This window comes from Vibrio sp. YMD68 (assembly GCF_029958905.1).
Lineage (GTDB): Bacteria > Pseudomonadota > Gammaproteobacteria > Enterobacterales > Vibrionaceae > Vibrio.
The window spans coordinates 2667753-2685482 of sequence record NZ_CP124614.1 but is presented as its reverse complement, the minus strand read 5'-3'; the positions used below and the strand labels follow the sequence as shown (position 1 = coordinate 2685482).

The window sequence follows — 17730 nt, the reverse complement described above, 5'->3', positions numbered from 1 at the left end:
AAAATGTCAGATAAAAGACGTTATTTCGGCACCGACGGTGTGCGAGGCAAAGTAGGGCAGTATCCAATTACGCCTGACTTTGTATTAAAGCTGGGCTGGGCTGCTGGCCGTGTGCTGGCAAAGCAAGGCACAAAAAAAGTCATCATCGGTAAAGACACTCGCATCTCGGGCTATATGCTAGAGTCTGCATTAGAGGCAGGTTTGGCTGCAGCTGGTCTTAAGGCTACTTTAACAGGGCCGATGCCAACTCCCGCTGTCGCATATCTAACCCAAACATTTCGTGCTGAAGCAGGGATCGTTATCTCAGCGTCACACAACCCATATTACGATAATGGCATCAAATTCTTTTCATCAGAAGGTACAAAACTGCCCGATGACATCGAGTTGGCGATTGAAGCCGAGATGGATAAAGACATTGAATGTGTGGACTCTGCCCTGCTTGGTAAAGCGATGCGACTTAACGATGCGGCCGGACGATACATAGAGTTTTGTAAAAGTACTTTCCCAAGTGAATTGAGCCTATCTGGATTAAAAGTCGTGATCGATTGTGCGCATGGGGCAACTTATCATATTGCTCCGAGTGTTTTTACAGAGCTGGGCGCAGAAATAGTGACGATTGGTGTAGAGCCTAATGGAACCAACATCAATCACGAAGTCGGTGCGACCGATGTTCGAGCGTTACAAAAGCGCGTAGTAGAAGAGAAGGCGCACTTAGGCGTAGCGTTTGATGGTGATGGCGATCGCATCATCATGGTTGATGAATTTGGCAATAAAGTCGATGGTGACCAAATCGCTTACATTATTGCTCGTGATGCTCTGCGTCGTGGTGAATTGAAAGGTGGCGTTGTCGGTACCTTGATGACCAATCTAGGTATGGAAAATGGCCTTAAGCAACTAGGCATTCCATTTGTGCGAGCATCAGTTGGTGACAGATACGTGATGGAGAAGCTTCTGGAACGTGATTGGAAGATTGGTGCAGAAAACTCAGGACACGTCATTCTGCTTGATAAAGTCACGACGGGTGATGCTATTGTTGCTGCGCTTCAAGTGATTGCCTCCATTGTTGGAAGTGAAATGTCGCTTAATGAGCTATCGCAAGGTATGACGTTATACCCACAGGTTCTTGAGAATGTACGCTTTAGCGGTGACTCTAATCCACTTGAAGCCGAAGCCGTCAAACAAGCGGTAACCGAAGTCGAATCGCAACTGGGTGCTAAGGGGCGCGTATTACTGCGTAAATCGGGCACAGAGCCGCTACTGCGAGTCATGGTTGAAGGGGAAGACGCTGAGCTTGTTCAAGCCTCTGCATCTAAAATCGCCACAGCCGTTAAAGAAAGCTGTTAGCCAGTGGGGTGAGTGTTGAGGGGGCGTTATCGCCAATTTTCAATACTCACACACTATAAACTCGCTATTTGCCCTTTTTTTGACCGCTTAGTACATATTAAGGGTGTTTTTCTTAAAATCTTCTTGTCAGCGCACACGGCTTTCGCTAGTATTGCTCGGCCTTCAGTTAGGAGGTCGCTAGCCTTGTTTTAAAAGTATTGCTTTAGCAAGTTTTTAAACGGCGCTGGCTCAACAATTTGGAACATAGGTGGACATCATGTTTTCAGTTCTACTTGTGACTTACCTGTTGGCAGCGCTCGGTGTAATTGGCCTTGTGTTGATTCAGCAAGGTAAAGGCGCAGATATGGGAGCCTCATTCGGTGCTGGCGCTTCAAACACTGTGTTTGGTGCTGGTGGCTCAGGGAATTTCCTAACCCGAATGACTGCAATTTTTGCAACAGTATTTTTCATCCTTAGCTTAGTGCTTGGCAATATGTCTACAAGTAAGACTGAGTCACAATGGATCGACCCAACTCAAGGTCAAGTAATCCAACAAGCTGAAGATGTAGTGAGTGAAATCCCAGCCGAAAGTGGCGACGAGATTCCTCAATAAGCTAATTCAATGATTTAGCTGCCGAGATGGTGAAATTGGTAGACACGCTAGCATGAGGTGCTAGTGCCTTAGGGTGTGAGGGTTCAAGTCCCTCTCTCGGCACCATATTTACAAACTTGTAAATCACCTTGTTGAGCGTATAATGCACAGCAAGTCGGACGCGGGATGGAGCAGTTTGGTAGCTCGTCGGGCTCATAACCCGAAGGTCGTCGGTTCAAATCCGGCTCCCGCAACCAATCCTTTTGGGATTTGTGGACAAGTTTGCGCAGTAATAGTCATTCATTACTGTGAGTTAAAGATGCTTAATCTTTAACGAATAAAGGGTCCAGCAATAAAAAACCCCGACTATATCGGGGTTTTTTGTTATCTAGCTTTTTAATTGAAGCTGGGTTGTTGCTTGGGATTTAAATTGGGCTCTATGCCCTTTTTTTGTTTCTGGAGTGGTTTAAATGACTGGTTTAGAGAGACAACTTACTGACATGCTTGATGCGCCAGTATCTGCATCAGGCTATGAGTTAGTTGGATTAGAGTTTATTCGTGCAGGCGAGCACTCAACGCTGCGTATCTATATCGATCATGCAAACGGCATTAACGTAGATGACTGCTCAGAAGTGAGTCGTCAAGTGAGTGCCGTTTTGGATGTAGAAGATCCAATTTCAGTGGCTTATAACCTAGAAGTGTCTTCTCCAGGTCTTGAAAGACCACTTTTCACAGCAGCACACTACGAACAGTTTATTGGTCACGAGGTCAACATCGTTTTGAAAATGGCTGTCGAAAATCGTCGTAAATGGAAGGGTGATATTCACTCTGTCGATGGTGAGACAATTTCAGTCGTTGTTGAAGGTAAGCAAGAGAGTTTTGCATTGAGCAATATCTCGAAAGCAAACCTGATTCCTAAATTTTAGTTCTCCTAGAAAAATTTGAGCTTAAGAGGCTAGATAGAATGAGTAAAGAAATTTTAGCGGTAGTTGAGGCGGTTTCTAATGAGAAAGCCGTACCTCGTGAGCGTATTTTTGAGGCACTTGAAACAGCACTTGCTACGTCTACTAAGAAAAAGCATGCACTTGAAATTGAAGTTCGTGTAGAAATTGATCGCAAAACGGGTGAGTTCGAAACTTTCCGTCGTTGGGAAATAGTTGAAGAAGTAGAAAATCCAACCAAAGAAATTTCATTAGAAGCAGCACAATACGAAGATGAAACTTTGACTATTGGCGACTTCGTTGAAGACGATATTCCTTCAGTAACCTTTGACCGTATTACGACGCAAACAGCGAAGCAAGTTATCGTACAAAAAGTACGTGAAGCTGAACGTGCACAAATCGTAGAGCAGTTTATTGACAACGAAGGTGAGCTAGTAACCGGTGTTGTTAAGAAAGTGAATCGCGAAACTGTGATTATGGATCTTGGTAACAATGCTGAAGCTGTTATCTTGCGTGATGATCAACTACCTCGCGAAAATTTCCGCCCAGGCGATCGTGTTCGTGGTTTATTGTACGCAGTAAAACCAGAAGCTCGTGGCTTCCAGTTGTTTGTCACTCGTTCTAAGCCTGAAATGCTTGCCGAGCTTTTCCGTGTTGAAGTACCTGAAATTGGCGAAGAGCTTATTGAACTAAAAGCCGGTGCTCGCGATCCAGGTTCACGTGCTAAAATTGCCGTGAAAACCAATGATCGTCGTATCGATCCTGTTGGTGCGTGTGTGGGTATGCGTGGTGCTCGTGTTCAAGCGGTTTCTGGTGAACTGGGTGGCGAGCGTATTGATATCGTTCTTTGGGATGATAACCCAGCTCAATTTGCTATTAATGCAATGGCACCAGCTGATGTTGCGTCAATCATCGTCGATGAAGATGCACACTCAATGGACATCGCTGTAGAACCTGACAACCTAGCTCAAGCTATCGGTCGTAACGGTCAGAATGTTCGTCTAGCTTCTCAACTTACCGGTTGGGAATTGAACGTGATGACAGTTGAAGATCTACAGAAGAAGCACCAAGAAGAATCTCAGGCTGCTGTTGAGAGCTTCATGAAGCACCTAGATATAGAGCAAGACTTTGCTGAAATGTTGTCTGAAGAAGGTTTCTCAACACTAGAAGAAATTGCTTATGTCCCTGTTCATGAGCTGCTAGAAATTGACGGCCTAGACGAAGACATGGTTGAAGAGCTACGCAGTCGTGCTAAAGATGCACTGACCACTTTAGCACTCGCTCAAGAAGAAACATTTGACGGTGTTGAACCAGCTGAAGACTTACTTGCTTTAGAAGGCTTGGAGCGTGAACTCGCGTTTAAACTGGCTGCTAAAGGTGTAGCAACACTAGAAGACCTAGCGGATCAAGGTGTTGATGAGCTAGAAGATATTGAAGGACTAACAGAAGAGCGTGCGGGCGAGCTTATTATGGCAGCGCGTAACATTTGTTGGTTCGGTGACGAAGAATAATTTCAGCAAGGAGGTAGCGGAATGACGCAACTAACAGTAAAAGCGCTAAGTGAAGAGATTGGTACGCCAGTTGACCGCTTAGTTGAGCAACTTGCTGACGCAGGCATGAAGAAAGCTAGCGGCGATCAAGTATCAGATGAAGAGAAGCAAAAGCTGCTCGTTCATTTAAAGAAAGAACACGGTGATACATCAGGCGAAACAGAGCCTACTCGTTTAACACTACAGAGAAAAACGCGCAGTACACTCAGTGTTTCTGCAAGTGGTGGTAAGAGTAAAGATGTTCAAGTAGAAGTACGTAAGAAGCGTACTTATGTGAAGCGCAGTACAGTCGATGACGAAGCTAAACGTGAGGCTGAGGAAGCAGCACAACGTGAAGCGGAAGAGCTAGCGAAACGCGAAGCGGAAGAGTTAGCGAAACGTGATGCTGCAGAGAAAGCAAAACGCGAAGCCGAAGAGAAAGCAAAACGTGAAGCGGATGCAAAACGTAATGCGGAAGAAAAGGCTCAGCGTGCACAAGCTGAAAAGGCTAAAAAAGACATGAATGCAAAAAATGCTGACGTTAATACGCAAGCTAAGAAAGAAGCTGACGAACTAAAACGTCGTCAGGAAGAAGAAGCCCAACGTAAAGCTGAACAAGAAGCGGCCAAACTTGTTGAAGAAGCTCGTAAACTCGCGGAAGAAAACCAAGAGCGTTGGAGTGAAGAAGAGAAAAAGAAAAAAGAGCAAGAGAAAACAGCTGATTACCACATCACGACTTCTACTTATGCTCGTGAAGCTGAAGATGCAGCGGATCGCAAAGAAGAAGGTGGTGGTAACCGTCGTAAGAAGAAGAAAAAAGCACCAGCAGCGACACCAGAGCGTAACGGTCGTAATCAACGCGGTGGTCGAGGCGGTCGCAATAAAGGCAAACTGGCTAAACCAACGTCAATGCAGCATGGCTTTGATAAAACAGCAACCGTAGCGAAATCTGATGTTGCTATCGGTGAGACTATCGTTGTCTCTGAACTGGCAAGCAAAATGTCAGTGAAAGGCACTGAAGTTATCAAAGTGATGATGAAAATGGGCGCAATGGCAACCATTAACCAAGTTATCGACCAAGAAACAGCGGCCTTAGTTGCTGAAGAAATGGGTCACAAGGTTATTCTTCGTAAAGAGAATGAACTTGAAGAAGCCGTACTGGCTGATCGTGATAACGATGCGCTTGTTGAAGCTCGTGCTCCAGTTGTTACTATCATGGGTCACGTTGACCACGGTAAAACATCGACACTTGATTACATCCGTAAAGCACACGTTGCTTCTGGTGAAGCGGGCGGTATTACTCAACATATCGGTGCATACCACGTAGAAACTGATAACGGCATGATCACGTTCCTTGATACTCCTGGACACGCAGCGTTTACTGCTATGCGTGCTCGTGGTGCTCAAGCGACAGATATCGTTGTTCTTGTGGTTGCCGCTGATGATGGTGTTATGCCACAAACGGTTGAAGCGATTCAACACGCGAAAGCGGCGGGCGTACCTCTTATTATCGCTGTAAACAAAATCGATAAAGAAGATGCGAACCCAGACAACGTTAAGAATGAGCTATCTCAATACGACGTTATCCCAGAAGAGTGGGGCGGTGAGAACATGTTTGTTCACATCTCTGCGAAACAAGGGACAAACATCGATGGTCTTTTAGAAACTATCCTTCTACAGTCTGAAGTTCTTGAACTTACTGCTGTTAAAGAAGGCATGGCGTCAGGTGTTGTTGTTGAATCTCGCCTAGATAAAGGTCGTGGTCCAGTAGCTACTGTTCTTGTACAGTCTGGTACATTGAATAAGGGTGATATCCTTCTTTGTGGTCAAGAATACGGCCGTGTTCGTGCAATGCGCGATGAGAATGGTAAAGAGATCTTCGAAGCTGGCCCATCTATCCCTGTAGAAATTATCGGTCTATCTGGTGTTCCATCATCAGGTGACGAAGCAACAGTAGTACGTGATGAGCGTAAAGCTCGTGAAGTCGCGAACTACCGTCAAGGTAAATTCCGTGATGTGAAACTAGCTCGTCAACAGAAATCTAAGCTAGAGAACATGTTCTCTAACATGGAAGCGGGTGAAGTTGCGGAACTGAATGTGGTACTGAAAGGTGACGTTCAAGGTTCAGTTGAAGCGATTTCTGATTCACTGCTGAAACTATCGACTGACGAAGTTAAAGTGAACATCGTCGGTTCGGGTGTGGGTGGTATCACTGAAACGGATGCTACTCTTGCAGCTGCTTCAAACGCTATCATCTTAGGTTTCAACGTGCGTGCTGATGCAACGGCTCGTCGTACGGTTGATACTGAAAACCTAGATCTACGTTATTACTCAATCATCTACCAATTGATTGATGAAGTTAAACAAGCAATGGGCGGTATGCTTGCTCCAGAATTCAAGCAAGAAATCATTGGTCTTGCTGAAGTACGTGACGTATTTAAGTCACCTAAGCTGGGCGCAATCGCTGGTTGTATGGTTACTGAAGGCATCATTAAGCGTAACAACCCAATCCGCGTACTACGCGAAAACGTGGTTATTTACGAAGGTGAACTAGAATCACTTCGTCGCTTTAAAGATGACGTTCAAGAAGTTAAGAATGGCTACGAATGTGGTATCGGCGTTAAGAACTACAATGATGTTCGCGCTGGTGACCAAATCGAAGTATTCGAAATCGTTGAAATTAAACGTACACTCGACTAATTGATAAAGTTACCCGCCTATATAAAGGCAAGGTAATCGGTTGTTGAATGCACCATGGGGGGCTGGCTTTGGCCATCCCCCCATTCTTTCTATTTGTGAGAAATGATTATGTCAAAAGAATTTAGCCGCACACAACGCGTGTCACAGCAGCTACAAAAGGAACTCGCGATTATTCTTCAACGCGAAGTTCGAGACTCTCGTTTAGGGATGGTGACCATCTCTGACGTAGAAGTATCAAGAGATTTAGCGTACGCAAAAGTATTTGTTACTTTCCTATGTGTGGGCGAGCAAACCCCTGAAAGTTGTCTAGCTGCGCTAAAAGAGCATGAAGTTCCGGTACGTATGGCTCTCGGTAAACGTATTCGTCACCGCCTAACTCCTGAAGTTCGTTTTACCTACGATGATACATTGGTAGAAGGTATGCGCATGTCTAACTTAGTTAGCGAAATACTGAACGAAGATAAGCGAAAGCAAACTGAAGCAGGACGTGACGAAGACGTAAACGGTTCTGAAGAGGAAGGCAAGTAATGGCTCGCCGTCGTAAGGGTCGTCCAGTCAACGGAGTTATCTTACTCGATAAACCGACCGGTATTTCTTCTAACGATGCTTTGCAAAAAGTTAAGCGAATCTACTTTGCCCAGAAAGCAGGCCATACTGGTGCGCTGGATCCTCTGGCGACTGGCATGTTACCTATTTGCTTGGGTGAAGCGACGAAGTTCTCTCAGTTCTTGCTCGATTCCGACAAACGTTATGTGGTTAAAGCAAAACTAGGGGAACGAACCAATACCTCAGATTCTGATGGTGAAGTGGTTGAAACTCGTGATGTTAATGTCACACGTGAGCAGCTTGAACGCTGTGTCGCGAGTTTCAAAGGTGAAACAGACCAAGTTCCTTCAATGTTCTCTGCGCTGAAACACCAAGGTCGTCCACTTTATGAGTACGCTCGTGAAGGGATCGAGGTGCCACGTGAATCACGTAAAATTACCGTTTACTCTATTGAACTGCTTCGTTTTGAAGGTGATGAGATTGAGATGGAAGTTCACTGTTCAAAAGGGACTTACATCCGAACCATCACTGATGACCTCGGTGAAATGCTAGGTTGTGGCGCTCACGTAACGTATCTACGTCGTACAGGTGTTGCGAAATACCCGTATGAGAAGATGGTCACTCTAGAGCAACTTAACGAATTGTTAGAGCAAGCTGAGCGTGATGAAGTTGCACCACGTGAGCTCCTCGATCCATTGTTAATGCCGATGGATACGGCGGTAGAAGATCTACCCGAAGTGAACATGAATGCTGAATTGACGGATCTTGTTCAACACGGCATGCCTGTTCAGGTATTTGGTGCGCCAGCGGAAGGAACCGTGCGGATGACCAGCGGAGATGAAAAGTTATTCATCGGTGTTGCTGTGATTGACGATAACGGTAAAGTCGCTCCGAAGCGTCTGGTTGTCTTTACAGAAGAAGAGTCAGTCTAGCCACTCTCATAGATCGTAAATAGTCGCTAGTCATCGCTATGCGTGATATTAAAATTAAAAAAGTCGAAGCTTAGCTTCGACTTTTCTATTTCATGATATCTATCTCTATGGAGAGCATCGCGCTACATGATCAATTGAGCGGAGAATAACATCGCTCTTAACTCCTCGGCTCGATCTCTATTGACGCCGAAGTCCGAATAACCGATTCGAGATTCAGAACGAACCATGAGTGTTGTGCCGTTGAGTTTGAGTTCGAGATCATCAGTGAAGCGAAGGATGCTTGACGTGCATTCGATTCTGAGATAATTCCCTTCTTTTGCCGCTGTTTTAGCGCCAGAAAGCTGTAAAGCAACCTCTTCAATGTCATCGATACTGGCGGTGCTTTTGAGCTGAAAGGCGATAAGGTGGTGCTGCTCTCTATCATCTTCAGTTGAAACACAATTAGGGCTATCACCGCAAGGTAAAGCGGTGCGATCAATGATATTCCTTGAACCTTGGCTACAGGCTGTCAGTAAGGTGAGGATTGATAAAGCGAAGATACAGGATCGCAACATAGTGTTATTCCAATAAGTTATTGGTCAATAAGAAAAATAAAGGACCCGACTAACGGATCCTATAGAGTATTGCCTAAAAAGTCTACAGGTCAATCTACACTTCAAGATAGTCTAGAATACCACCGGCTGCTTTTCGGCCTTCATCGATGGCGGTGACCACAAGATCGGAGCCTCTTACTGCATCGCCCCCAGCAAATATTTTTTTGTTACTCGTTTGATATTGAAATTCTTGATCGGAAGGTGCTTGTATTCTTCCCCATTGATCGAGGTCTACGCCAAATGGTTGTAGCCAAGGCATTGAGTGAGGCTGGAAACCAAATGCCATAATGACAACGTCAGCCTCTAAAGTATGTTCACTCCCTTGAACGGGCTTCGGTCGTTGGCGCCCGGCTTCATCAGGCTTTCCGAGTGCCGTTTTAACCACCTTGATACCCATTACTTGCCCACTATCGTTCACTTCAATACCAAGAGGTTGAAGGTTAAACATAAAGTTAACGCCTTCTTCTTGTGCATTTTTTACTTCTCTACGAGAGCCAGGCATGTTTTCTTCATCACGTCGGTAGGCACAGATAACGTTATTCGCACCCTGGCGAATGGACGTCCTGACACAGTCCATCGCGGTGTCACCGCCTCCAAGAACGACCACATTTTTACCGGACATATCGATGTATGGATCAGGACTGGTTAGGTTCATTACCTTATATGTATTCGAAATAAGAAACGGCAGTGCATCATAAACACCTTGTGCGTCTTCGTTAGCCAACCCCGCGCGCATATTTTTGTACGTCCCAACACCGATAAAGACGGCATCGTAGTCGTCGATCAGCGATTGCATTTCGATGTCTTTACCAACTTCTATGTTGAGTTTGAATTCAATTCCCATGTCACTGAATATTCGACGGCGATTTTCCATTACCCCTTTTTCTAGCTTGAAAGAGGGAATGCCAAACGTCAAAAGACCCCCGATTTCGGGGTAACGATCAAAGACAACTGGCTTAACACCGTTACGGACTAAAACATCAGCAGCAGCAAGACCCGCTGGGCCCGCTCCAATGATGGCGACTTTTTTATCTGTCCATTCCACGTTAGACATATCGGGCGTCCAGCCCATTTCAAATGCTTTGTCGTTAATGTACTTCTCGATATTACCGATGGTGACAGCGCCAAAGTCTTCATTAATGGTACAAGATCCCTCACAGAGTCTATCTTGTGGGCAAACCCGGCCACAAACCTCAGGCAAGCTGTTAGTTTGATGAGAGAGCTCTGCCGCTTCGATAATACGACCTTCATTCGCCAGTTTTAGCCACTGAGGAATGTAGTTGTGAACCGGGCACTTCCATTCGCAGTATGGATTGCCGCAGTCTAGGCAACGGTCGGCTTGTGCTTTAGCTTGCTGTTTTGTAAAAGGTTCGTATATTTCGACGAATTCTATCTTACGGATTTTGACGGGCTTTTTCGCTGGATCTACGCGATTCACGTCAATAAATTGGTATATGTTCTGGCTCATTATTTGGTTCCTTCCAATTATTGTGCTTGAACACGTAGTTCTGCAGCGCTTCGACTTTGATGGCCTAACAGCGTTCGCAGATCCGCGTTTTGGGGTTTAATTAAGTAGAACTTCGGAATCCATTCATCAAAGTTACTTAAAATCTTCTCTGCATGGCTAGAGCCTGTTTCCACAAGGTGTTCATCAATTAAACCACGAAGATGCTCTTGGTGTATGACCAGTTCAGAAAGCGAAATCGCCTCTACCGATTCATTATTCACTCGGCCTTGGAAATCATCGTTTTGGTCCAGAACATAAGCAAATCCACCTGTCATACCGGCGCCAAAATTGACACCTGTCGCGCCTAAAATAGCAACAATGCCTCCTGTCATATATTCACAAGCATTGTCGCCGGCACCTTCAATGACCGCGATCGTCCCTGAGTTTCGCACGCCAAACCGCTCCCCCGCCGTTCCTGCAGCAAACAGCTTTCCTCCGGTAGCACCGTATAAACATGTATTACCGATAATGGTGGCTTCATTACAAATGAAAGTCGTTCCGGTATGAGGTTTGATTACAATTTTTCCGCCAGCCATTCCTTTCCCGACGTAATCGTTAGCATCACCGGTTAAGTAAAGCTCTACTCCTCCTGCATTCCACACCCCTAAAGATTGTCCTGCGGTGCCATTCAGGTGCAGTTTTACCGGAGTAGCAGCTACGCCCTGGTTGCCATATTTCTTGGCGATTTCACCAGAGAGCCTTGCCCCTATTGAGCGGTCAGTGTTGATCACATCGTAGTAAAGATTAATGGATTGCTGCGATTCAAAGGCACCTTTGGCTTGATCGAGAATCTTTTGGTTGAGCTCTGCGGTATCAAAAGGGACATTAGGTTCGGTCCAGTAAAGTGGATGGTTCTGCGGTGACACTGGCTTCTCTAGAATATGAGAAAGATCCAGTTTATTTTGTTTGGCAGTCAACCCTGAAGCTGCTTCAAGTAAGTCGGTTCTACCAATCAAATCAGTGAGTTTTTCTACGCCGAGTTCAGCAAGGTGCTCACGGACTTCTTCGGCAAGACCGATAAAGTAATTAACCACCATTTCAGGCAGCCCCTTGAAGTACTCTTTTCTAAGCGTTTCATCTTGGGTAGCAACCCCAGTCGCACAGTTGTTTAGGTGACAAATTCGTAAGAACTTGCAACCTAGCGCGACCATTGGAGCCGTACCAAAGCCAAAGCTTTCAGCACCTAAGATCGCGCCTTTAATGACATCTAGCCCTGTTTTTAATCCACCGTCGACTTGGAGGCGGATTTTATGACGTAGGCCATTGGCAACAAGCGCTTGTTGAGTTTCAGCAAGACCCAATTCCCAAGGGCTACCTGCGTATTTTACTGACGTTAATGGGCTTGCTGCTGTGCCACCATCGTACCCAGAAATCGTGATTAAATCGGCGTAGGCTTTTGCGACGCCGGTTGCGATTGTCCCAACACCAGGCTCTGATACGAGCTTTACAGACACTAAGGCGTTCGGGTTCACTTGCTTCAAATCGAATATAAGCTGAGCCAAATCTTCGATGGAATAGATGTCATGATGCGGAGGAGGGGAGATTAACGTCACCCCTTGAACCGAATAACGAAGCTTGGCGATTTCCGCGGTTACTTTATGACCTGGGAGTTGGCCGCCCTCACCGGGTTTTGCGCCTTGGGCTACTTTTATTTGCAGAACATCAGCATTCACTAGGTAATGTGGCGTGACACCAAATCGGCCTGAGGCGATCTGCTTGATTCGTGAGTTACGGTTTGTGCCGAATCGACGAGGGTCTTCACCGCCTTCTCCGGAGTTCGAGTAGCCCCCCAATTTATTCATTGCAATCGCGAGTGCTTCATGCGCTTCAGGGCTTAACGCACCAATAGACATGGCTGCTGAGTCAAAGCGCTTAAAGAGTTCAGTGTTGGGTTCAACGCTGTCTAATGGCAGGGGAACGTCCGCTCCCTTGAGTTCCATCAAGTCACGTAACATCGCATTAGGGCGCGTATTGACCTGCTTAGAATAGTGCTGATAGTCGGTTATTTCACCGGTTTTGACCGCTTTTTGTAGGGTACTGACAACATCAGGGTTATAGGCATGGAACTCACCATCATGCACATACTTTAACAGCCCGCCATGATCGATAGGCTTACGTTTGGCCCACGCTTTTTGAGATAGATTGAATAGATCTTGTTGGAAGTCGTCAAAGTTTGCCCCTTGAATGCGTGAGGCAACACCACTGAAGCAAAGCTGTACAATATCTTGATGTAATCCGACGGCTTCGAACAGTTGAGAGCATCGATATGAGGCAATGGTCGAAATTCCCATTTTCGACATGATTTTGTACAGGCCTTTGTTGATCCCGTATTGATAATTTTGCATGACGTCGCGGTAGCTTTTATTAATCGCCCCATCATCGACAATTTTGCCTAAGGTTTCATAAGCAAGATAAGGGTAAATAGCGGTGGCACCAAAACCGATCAAAACGGCAAATTGATGGGGATCGCGAATTGCCCCTGACTCAACGATGATATTGGTATCACAACGCAAATTTTCGTTTGCCAATCGAGTTTGTACGGCACCAACGGCCATTGCAGCAGGGATGGGCAGTTTGCCTTTCGTCAACACACGATCAGAGAGAACAATCAATACATTGCCGTTTTTTACCGCTTCAACACTGGCCTCACACAGCTCGATAATCGCTTGTTTTAGTTCTGTTTTTTTCGGGTCGTAATTAATGTTTAACAGGCAATGTGAATAGTATTTTTGATCTAGGTTGAGCAGTTGCTGCATGTCGGAGTAGAGCAGCACTGGTGAGTCAAAACTGACTCTATGGGCATGACCGTCCGTTTCACAAAACACATTCATCTCTTGGCCGATGCTTGTCGCCAGTGACATGACATGCTTTTCACGCAAAGGATCAATGGGTGGGTTAGTCACCTGAGCAAATTTCTGACGGAAGTAATCAGTTACCAGGCGGGCTTTGGAAGATAACACCGCCATTGGTGTGTCATCGCCCATGGATCCTGTCGCTTCCTGGCCCATATCACCGAGCACACGCAGTACTTGGTCAACTTCTTCATTGCTCATAGCAAACTGTTTCTGGTAGGTTTTTAGCTGATCTTCATTCAGCGTTCGTTGTCCTACCTGTGTATCTGAAAGCTCTGAAAAAGGCGTGAGTTTGTGGACATTTTTTTCCATCCAGCTTCTATATGGGTGGCGACCTTTAAGATCGTTATCAATTTCACAGGACTGCCACAGTTTGCCTTTTCGGGTGTCAATCACCAGAAGCTCACCGGGGCCAACACGCCCTTTTTCAGCCACTTCATCTGGTGCGTAATCCCATATTCCGACTTCTGACGCTAATGTGATGAGTTTATCTTTTGTTATGACATTGTGCAGCGTCGCGCGTTTTGAACAATTGCACCCTACCAAAATGAACAATAGCAAGATGTTAATTAATTGTTAATTTGCACCTGTGTCAGGGTCGATTTTAATAGTCGGTGAAGATGAAGTGACCTTTGTTGTGATTCGGTCATCACTGACAGATACATCTACGTTTATATTTCCCCCCGTATTGGAGGACAAATATGGATTGTTTACTACCCCTTCATTACTCGGACTTGATGAAAACCATTTCCGGAAGTCGTCTACTACATCCATCAACCCAGCCGAAACAGGGAAACCTTCTGGCAGTTGACTTCTATCAACTTCAGACTGGCGACGAACATTGATAGGAGAAAAGTCAGGGATAATAGATAGACCATAACCCACTGTGGTAGCAGCTGCTAAATTAGAAAGGCTCATAAACCTAGAGTTAGATGGCTTACCTCCTTTAGGGTTTTTCCCATCTGGAACGTCACCACCTAGACCGCCCATACCTCCACTTGGCATGTTAACAACGAATACTGGCATCGCGCCTAGGTCTTGAAACCCACCTTTACCGCTTGCAGAACTACCTTTCCCTTTTCCTAAGAATCTTCCAGCAGCATTAGCTATATCTAAACCTTTCTTAGCCGCAACTAAACCACCTACAGCCTAAATTGCCGTCTCACCCCATTTTAACCAGCTTTGAATGGTGTCATCGTCAATACTGTTAATTGCGGCAGAAAGCTCACGAATGGGTTCAGCAAGCCTCTGATTAGTAAACTTATCAAAGGAATTTCCTAAAAGCTGTAAACTTGCAGCGGCATCACCTGCCGCTACAGCAGCATCTGCGAGAGTAACAGAGCCGTCACCGACAATTGACATAAACCCGCTAAAGGCATTAGCTGAACCTGTATCTTTATACAAGGCTATTAATGGGTTCAAGGCTCGCTTTGCTTCATCAGTTAAATTTAACATTGCTAACTTTTCTGACATACCACCTGACTTATTAACAATTTCTTCCATAATTGAAGGAAGGGGGCGCATGACCTCAATACCATCTTTTAACTTATCTTGATCAAAAACACTAATACCGCCCAATTGCTGAAGCTTTTTAACCCTATCTGGAGAGGTAATATCACGAATTAGAGCTTCGAATGCAGTAACGGCTTGTTCATCACTACCCACTCCACCTCTAATAACCTGTAACGCAGCCCCAAGCTCTGTAACGGCTTCTGCTCCTTGTCTACCAGTAGCAGCATAAGCAGCGAATATTTGAGGGCCAGAGTTAGCCATGCTAGCAAGAGTAAAAGCACCGCTTTTACCTTGTTTATTTAGCACATCAATTGCTGCCATAGCTTCTTTCGAACCTTCGATTGCAAGCTTCTTAAATTCGGTAAATATCCCACCGACTTGTTGGCCTGCCGCACCTGTCGCCTGAATCACAGCTGCAATATTAGGAAGGTTTTCCATGGCATAACCCAAATCACCTGTCTTTGTTAAGATTTCTTCGATTGCAGACAGTGACTCACTAGGGTCTATTCTAATGCCTTCTAGGTTACTCACCCTTTGGATTTCATCGTATAGCTCAGACGCTTTTTCTTTACTGACTTCTGCCGCAATTGCAAGGCGACTTAATCGCCTATCTAACGAAACAAATCCTTTTGCAATCGCTCCTGTAGTAAGTGCAGCAGCCATGCCTACATATCGATTAAATAAAGCGTCGATACCTCGACTAGCTGCGGCGGTTGAGGTTTTGACTAGGGTCATAGCCTTTTGATTTTTCTTAGCGAACTCACTCATAGAGTTTCCATAACGCCTAGCTTTTGCCGCTAAGTTGCCCGCCAAGTTTAATGTAATCTCTGTCTCTAACTTTTGAGCCATACCGCCCCCATAAGCAAAGGGCTAGCCAATGCTAGCCCTTTTTGATGTTATAAATCTTGAGAAACTAAAATCTCAACCGCTTTATAGTTGGTGTTGTCTTCCCCGTTCTCAAGAGTACGACGCAAGACGATCTTCTCAGCGGCAGAACGATAAGCAACGGGAACGACTAGTACGGTAGGTTTAACCTTTAACGACCTTCCTTCACTGTCTTTCTGTTCCATCATTTTGGTCATCATCAACTCAAAATTAGCTTCTGTTAAAGCAGCTTTAGAACCAAATGCCATTTGCCAGAATGTATAGCCAGCGTTCCCACGAGCACGAGTACCGAAAGCGTAATTATCGGTAGTGAAAACATTGTAATCAGTTGAGTCAGTCACCGACTGGAATTCTGGCTTTAAACGCTCTTGCCAAACTAAAGGTTTAAGAGGGCGACTAGTGTCTAACATGTACCAGCCTTGACCTGTATCCGTATCAGGATCACCAATTACATTTGAAAACGTATTTACGCCATCTTCTGACGGGTGGTCAGCATCAAAGAACGGCTGTCCGTCATAACAAATCTCTGTAAAGCCATTTTTTAGCAAACCAAAGACATGTTCATCTGGGTACATTTCGGCATCGTAACCCATCTCTTGAAAGATGATGCCATAGCGACCATAGTCATTATCTTCATAGTCAACACGGGGAATTTCTACTGAGGATTCAAACATCTTGTTTACGATGTTATAACCGTGTTTTTTAAGGTTCTTCATTTGGCGAGAACCGATCCATTCTTTAAGGCGAGGGAAGTCCCCCAACCAACCGTAGCCAGTTGCACCAGCTGAGGAAGGAAGAACAGTAGCAATCATAGGGTAATCAGGCTTTGCACCTCCTTTGCCTGCGTCAAAGCGACCAGCAAACGCGGTTTTAGATTCAATGACTACATTACTAATATCGATTGGATTTGGCATTGTTAAACCTCTTTATTCTTTACATTTAAAAACTGTTCTTCGGAAACTCCAACATTTCGACAGACAGCTAATTGTGTTTCATTTAATGACGATGAACTTTGGTTTGTTTTATGTGGCGTATTGGTACTCTTATTTAAATAAGAAAAACCAGACGTGCTACCAGCAAACTTTTTAAACTCATCAATCCCTTGGCTATGACAGCAAGCAACTAAAAAATCACGCTGTGCTGGTGTAAATACGGCATCACTTACATAACCATCAACTAAGGATTCAATTTCTTTTTTCTGGGCTTGACTATCGCGAGAGTTTAAAGCTGATAATAATTCATCATCAGAGGTGACATTAGAACCAATGGCTTTTGATAGTTTTTCCCATTTATTATCTGGTTCGCTCTGTCTGCTATTTAAAGCTTGCATTACTAGGTTTGGCTTATTGGTTAAACCGACACTAGATAACGAAATAACTTCTTTGCTTTCATTGTAATTGAATGCAGGTGATAAAAAACGATACTCGCGCGAGTTAATTGCACTTGCGGCTTTCTTCGTCCAATCCGCTTTAGCCCATATTTCACCGTTGCGAATTTCTAACTCTTCAATCCAACCAGCAGCAGGAGCTTCTTCTCCTTTTGTTGCCTTTAGTTCTTGGCCATGTTCGTAGTCAATAACCATAGGGACTTTCATTTCATGAAAGGCGTGTAGGATAGCTTTAGGATTTCTCAAAACCCAACTGCGACCATCCAAACCTTTGATGTCAGGGCCACTGGGTAGAATCTGCACCCACTGACTTGCTTTTTCGTCTAATTCTTTACATAACGCTGTAACGGGCATAACTTTAGCCTCATACCATGTTTAAACTACGTTTAAATCGCTCTATATTGATTTAAACATTTTCTTTTGAGCCAATG

Annotated in this window: 13 protein-coding genes, 2 tRNA genes and 1 pseudogene; 9 read left to right on the top strand and 7 right to left on the bottom strand. The window is 45.0% G+C overall.

From position 1 onward, the window contains the following. Positions 1-3: 3 nt before the first annotated feature. The 9 genes from glmM (at position 4) to truB (ending at position 8563) form a co-directional block, all read left to right on the top strand. Positions 4-1344, top strand: coding sequence for a phosphoglucosamine mutase (glmM, locus tag QF117_RS18185; RefSeq protein WP_282387409.1), 1341 nt, complete (start codon positions 4-6; stop codon positions 1342-1344). 256 nt (positions 1345-1600) lie between these two features. Then, positions 1601-1936 (top strand): preprotein translocase subunit SecG, encoded by a 336-nt coding sequence (gene secG, locus QF117_RS18180; protein ID WP_017036724.1) that lies wholly within the window; start codon positions 1601-1603, stop codon positions 1934-1936. Between the two features lie 20 nt (positions 1937-1956). Beyond that, a tRNA-Leu gene (locus QF117_RS18175) sits at positions 1957-2041 on the top strand. 54 nt (positions 2042-2095) lie between these two features. Further along, a tRNA-Met gene (locus tag QF117_RS18170) sits at positions 2096-2172 on the top strand. A 213-nt stretch (positions 2173-2385) separates the two neighbouring features. Then, on the top strand, positions 2386-2841 hold the full coding sequence (gene rimP, locus QF117_RS18165; protein ID WP_017035435.1) for a ribosome maturation factor RimP: 456 nt from the start codon (positions 2386-2388) through the stop codon (positions 2839-2841). A gap of 38 nt (positions 2842-2879) precedes the next feature. Next, positions 2880-4367, top strand: coding sequence for a transcription termination factor NusA (gene nusA, locus QF117_RS18160; protein WP_282387404.1), 1488 nt, complete (start codon positions 2880-2882; stop codon positions 4365-4367). Between the two features lie 21 nt (positions 4368-4388). After that, the gene (infB, locus tag QF117_RS18155; protein WP_282387402.1) at positions 4389-7085 is read left to right on the top strand and encodes a translation initiation factor IF-2; all 2697 of its coding nucleotides are present in this window, start codon (positions 4389-4391) and stop codon (positions 7083-7085) included. A 108-nt stretch (positions 7086-7193) separates the two neighbouring features. Next, positions 7194-7613: a 30S ribosome-binding factor RbfA gene (gene rbfA, locus QF117_RS18150; RefSeq protein ID WP_282387399.1), complete on the top strand. Its 420-nt coding sequence runs from the start codon at positions 7194-7196 to the stop codon at positions 7611-7613. Then, a complete protein-coding gene (gene truB, locus QF117_RS18145; RefSeq protein ID WP_282387397.1) occupies positions 7613-8563 on the top strand; it encodes a tRNA pseudouridine(55) synthase TruB in 951 nt (316 codons plus the stop codon). The genes rbfA and truB overlap by 1 nt, the downstream gene beginning before the upstream one ends. A 122-nt stretch (positions 8564-8685) precedes the next feature. Here the strand turns inward: truB and QF117_RS18140 are convergent, their stop codons facing one another. The 7 genes and pseudogenes from QF117_RS18140 to QF117_RS18110 form a co-directional block, all read right to left on the bottom strand. Continuing rightward, entirely contained in the window at positions 8686-9117 is a 432-nt protein-coding gene (locus tag QF117_RS18140; protein WP_282387395.1) for a DUF1499 domain-containing protein, read from the bottom strand. Between the two features lie 94 nt (positions 9118-9211). Beyond that, positions 9212-10624, bottom strand: a complete 1413-nt coding sequence (locus QF117_RS18135) for an FAD-dependent oxidoreductase (RefSeq protein WP_282387393.1) — start codon at positions 10622-10624, stop codon at positions 9212-9214. A gap of 17 nt (positions 10625-10641) precedes the next feature. After that, positions 10642-14019, bottom strand: a pseudogene (gene gltB, locus QF117_RS18130) (glutamate synthase large subunit); the annotation flags it as partial. Positions 14020-14091: 72 nt separating this feature from the next. Next, positions 14092-14541 carry a hypothetical protein gene (locus tag QF117_RS18125; protein WP_282387392.1) on the bottom strand — a complete coding sequence of 150 codons (450 nt, stop codon included), beginning with the start codon at positions 14539-14541 and terminating at the stop codon, positions 14092-14094. 123 nt (positions 14542-14664) lie between these two features. After that, on the bottom strand, positions 14665-15876 hold the full coding sequence (locus QF117_RS18120) for a phage tail tape measure protein (RefSeq protein WP_282387391.1): 1212 nt from the start codon (positions 15874-15876) through the stop codon (positions 14665-14667). Positions 15877-15923: 47 nt separating this feature from the next. Further along, positions 15924-16826 carry a Mu-like prophage major head subunit gpT family protein gene (locus QF117_RS18115; protein ID WP_282387390.1) on the bottom strand — a complete coding sequence of 301 codons (903 nt, stop codon included), beginning with the start codon at positions 16824-16826 and terminating at the stop codon, positions 15924-15926. Between the two features lie 2 nt (positions 16827-16828). Beyond that, entirely contained in the window at positions 16829-17653 is an 825-nt protein-coding gene (locus QF117_RS18110) for a phage protease (RefSeq protein WP_282387388.1), read from the bottom strand. Between the last annotated feature and the right edge of the window lie 77 nt (positions 17654-17730).

Coding starts and splice junctions, on each gene's coding strand:
- glmM (WP_282387409.1), top strand. CDS start 4: ATGTCAGATAAAAGACGTTATTTCGGCACCGACGGTGTGCGAGGCAAA.
- secG (WP_017036724.1), top strand. CDS start 1,601: ATGTTTTCAGTTCTACTTGTGACTTACCTGTTGGCAGCGCTCGGTGTA.
- rimP (WP_017035435.1), top strand. CDS start 2,386: ATGACTGGTTTAGAGAGACAACTTACTGACATGCTTGATGCGCCAGTA.
- nusA (WP_282387404.1), top strand. CDS start 2,880: ATGAGTAAAGAAATTTTAGCGGTAGTTGAGGCGGTTTCTAATGAGAAA.
- infB (WP_282387402.1), top strand. CDS start 4,389: ATGACGCAACTAACAGTAAAAGCGCTAAGTGAAGAGATTGGTACGCCA.
- rbfA (WP_282387399.1), top strand. CDS start 7,194: ATGTCAAAAGAATTTAGCCGCACACAACGCGTGTCACAGCAGCTACAA.
- truB (WP_282387397.1), top strand. CDS start 7,613: ATGGCTCGCCGTCGTAAGGGTCGTCCAGTCAACGGAGTTATCTTACTC.
- QF117_RS18140 (WP_282387395.1), bottom strand. CDS start 9,117: ATGTTGCGATCCTGTATCTTCGCTTTATCAATCCTCACCTTACTGACA.
- QF117_RS18135 (WP_282387393.1), bottom strand. CDS start 10,624: ATGAGCCAGAACATATACCAATTTATTGACGTGAATCGCGTAGATCCA.
- QF117_RS18125 (WP_282387392.1), bottom strand. CDS start 14,541: ATGCCAGTATTCGTTGTTAACATGCCAAGTGGAGGTATGGGCGGTCTA.
- QF117_RS18120 (WP_282387391.1), bottom strand. CDS start 15,876: ATGGCTCAAAAGTTAGAGACAGAGATTACATTAAACTTGGCGGGCAAC.
- QF117_RS18115 (WP_282387390.1), bottom strand. CDS start 16,826: ATGCCAAATCCAATCGATATTAGTAATGTAGTCATTGAATCTAAAACC.
- QF117_RS18110 (WP_282387388.1), bottom strand. CDS start 17,653: ATGCCCGTTACAGCGTTATGTAAAGAATTAGACGAAAAAGCAAGTCAG.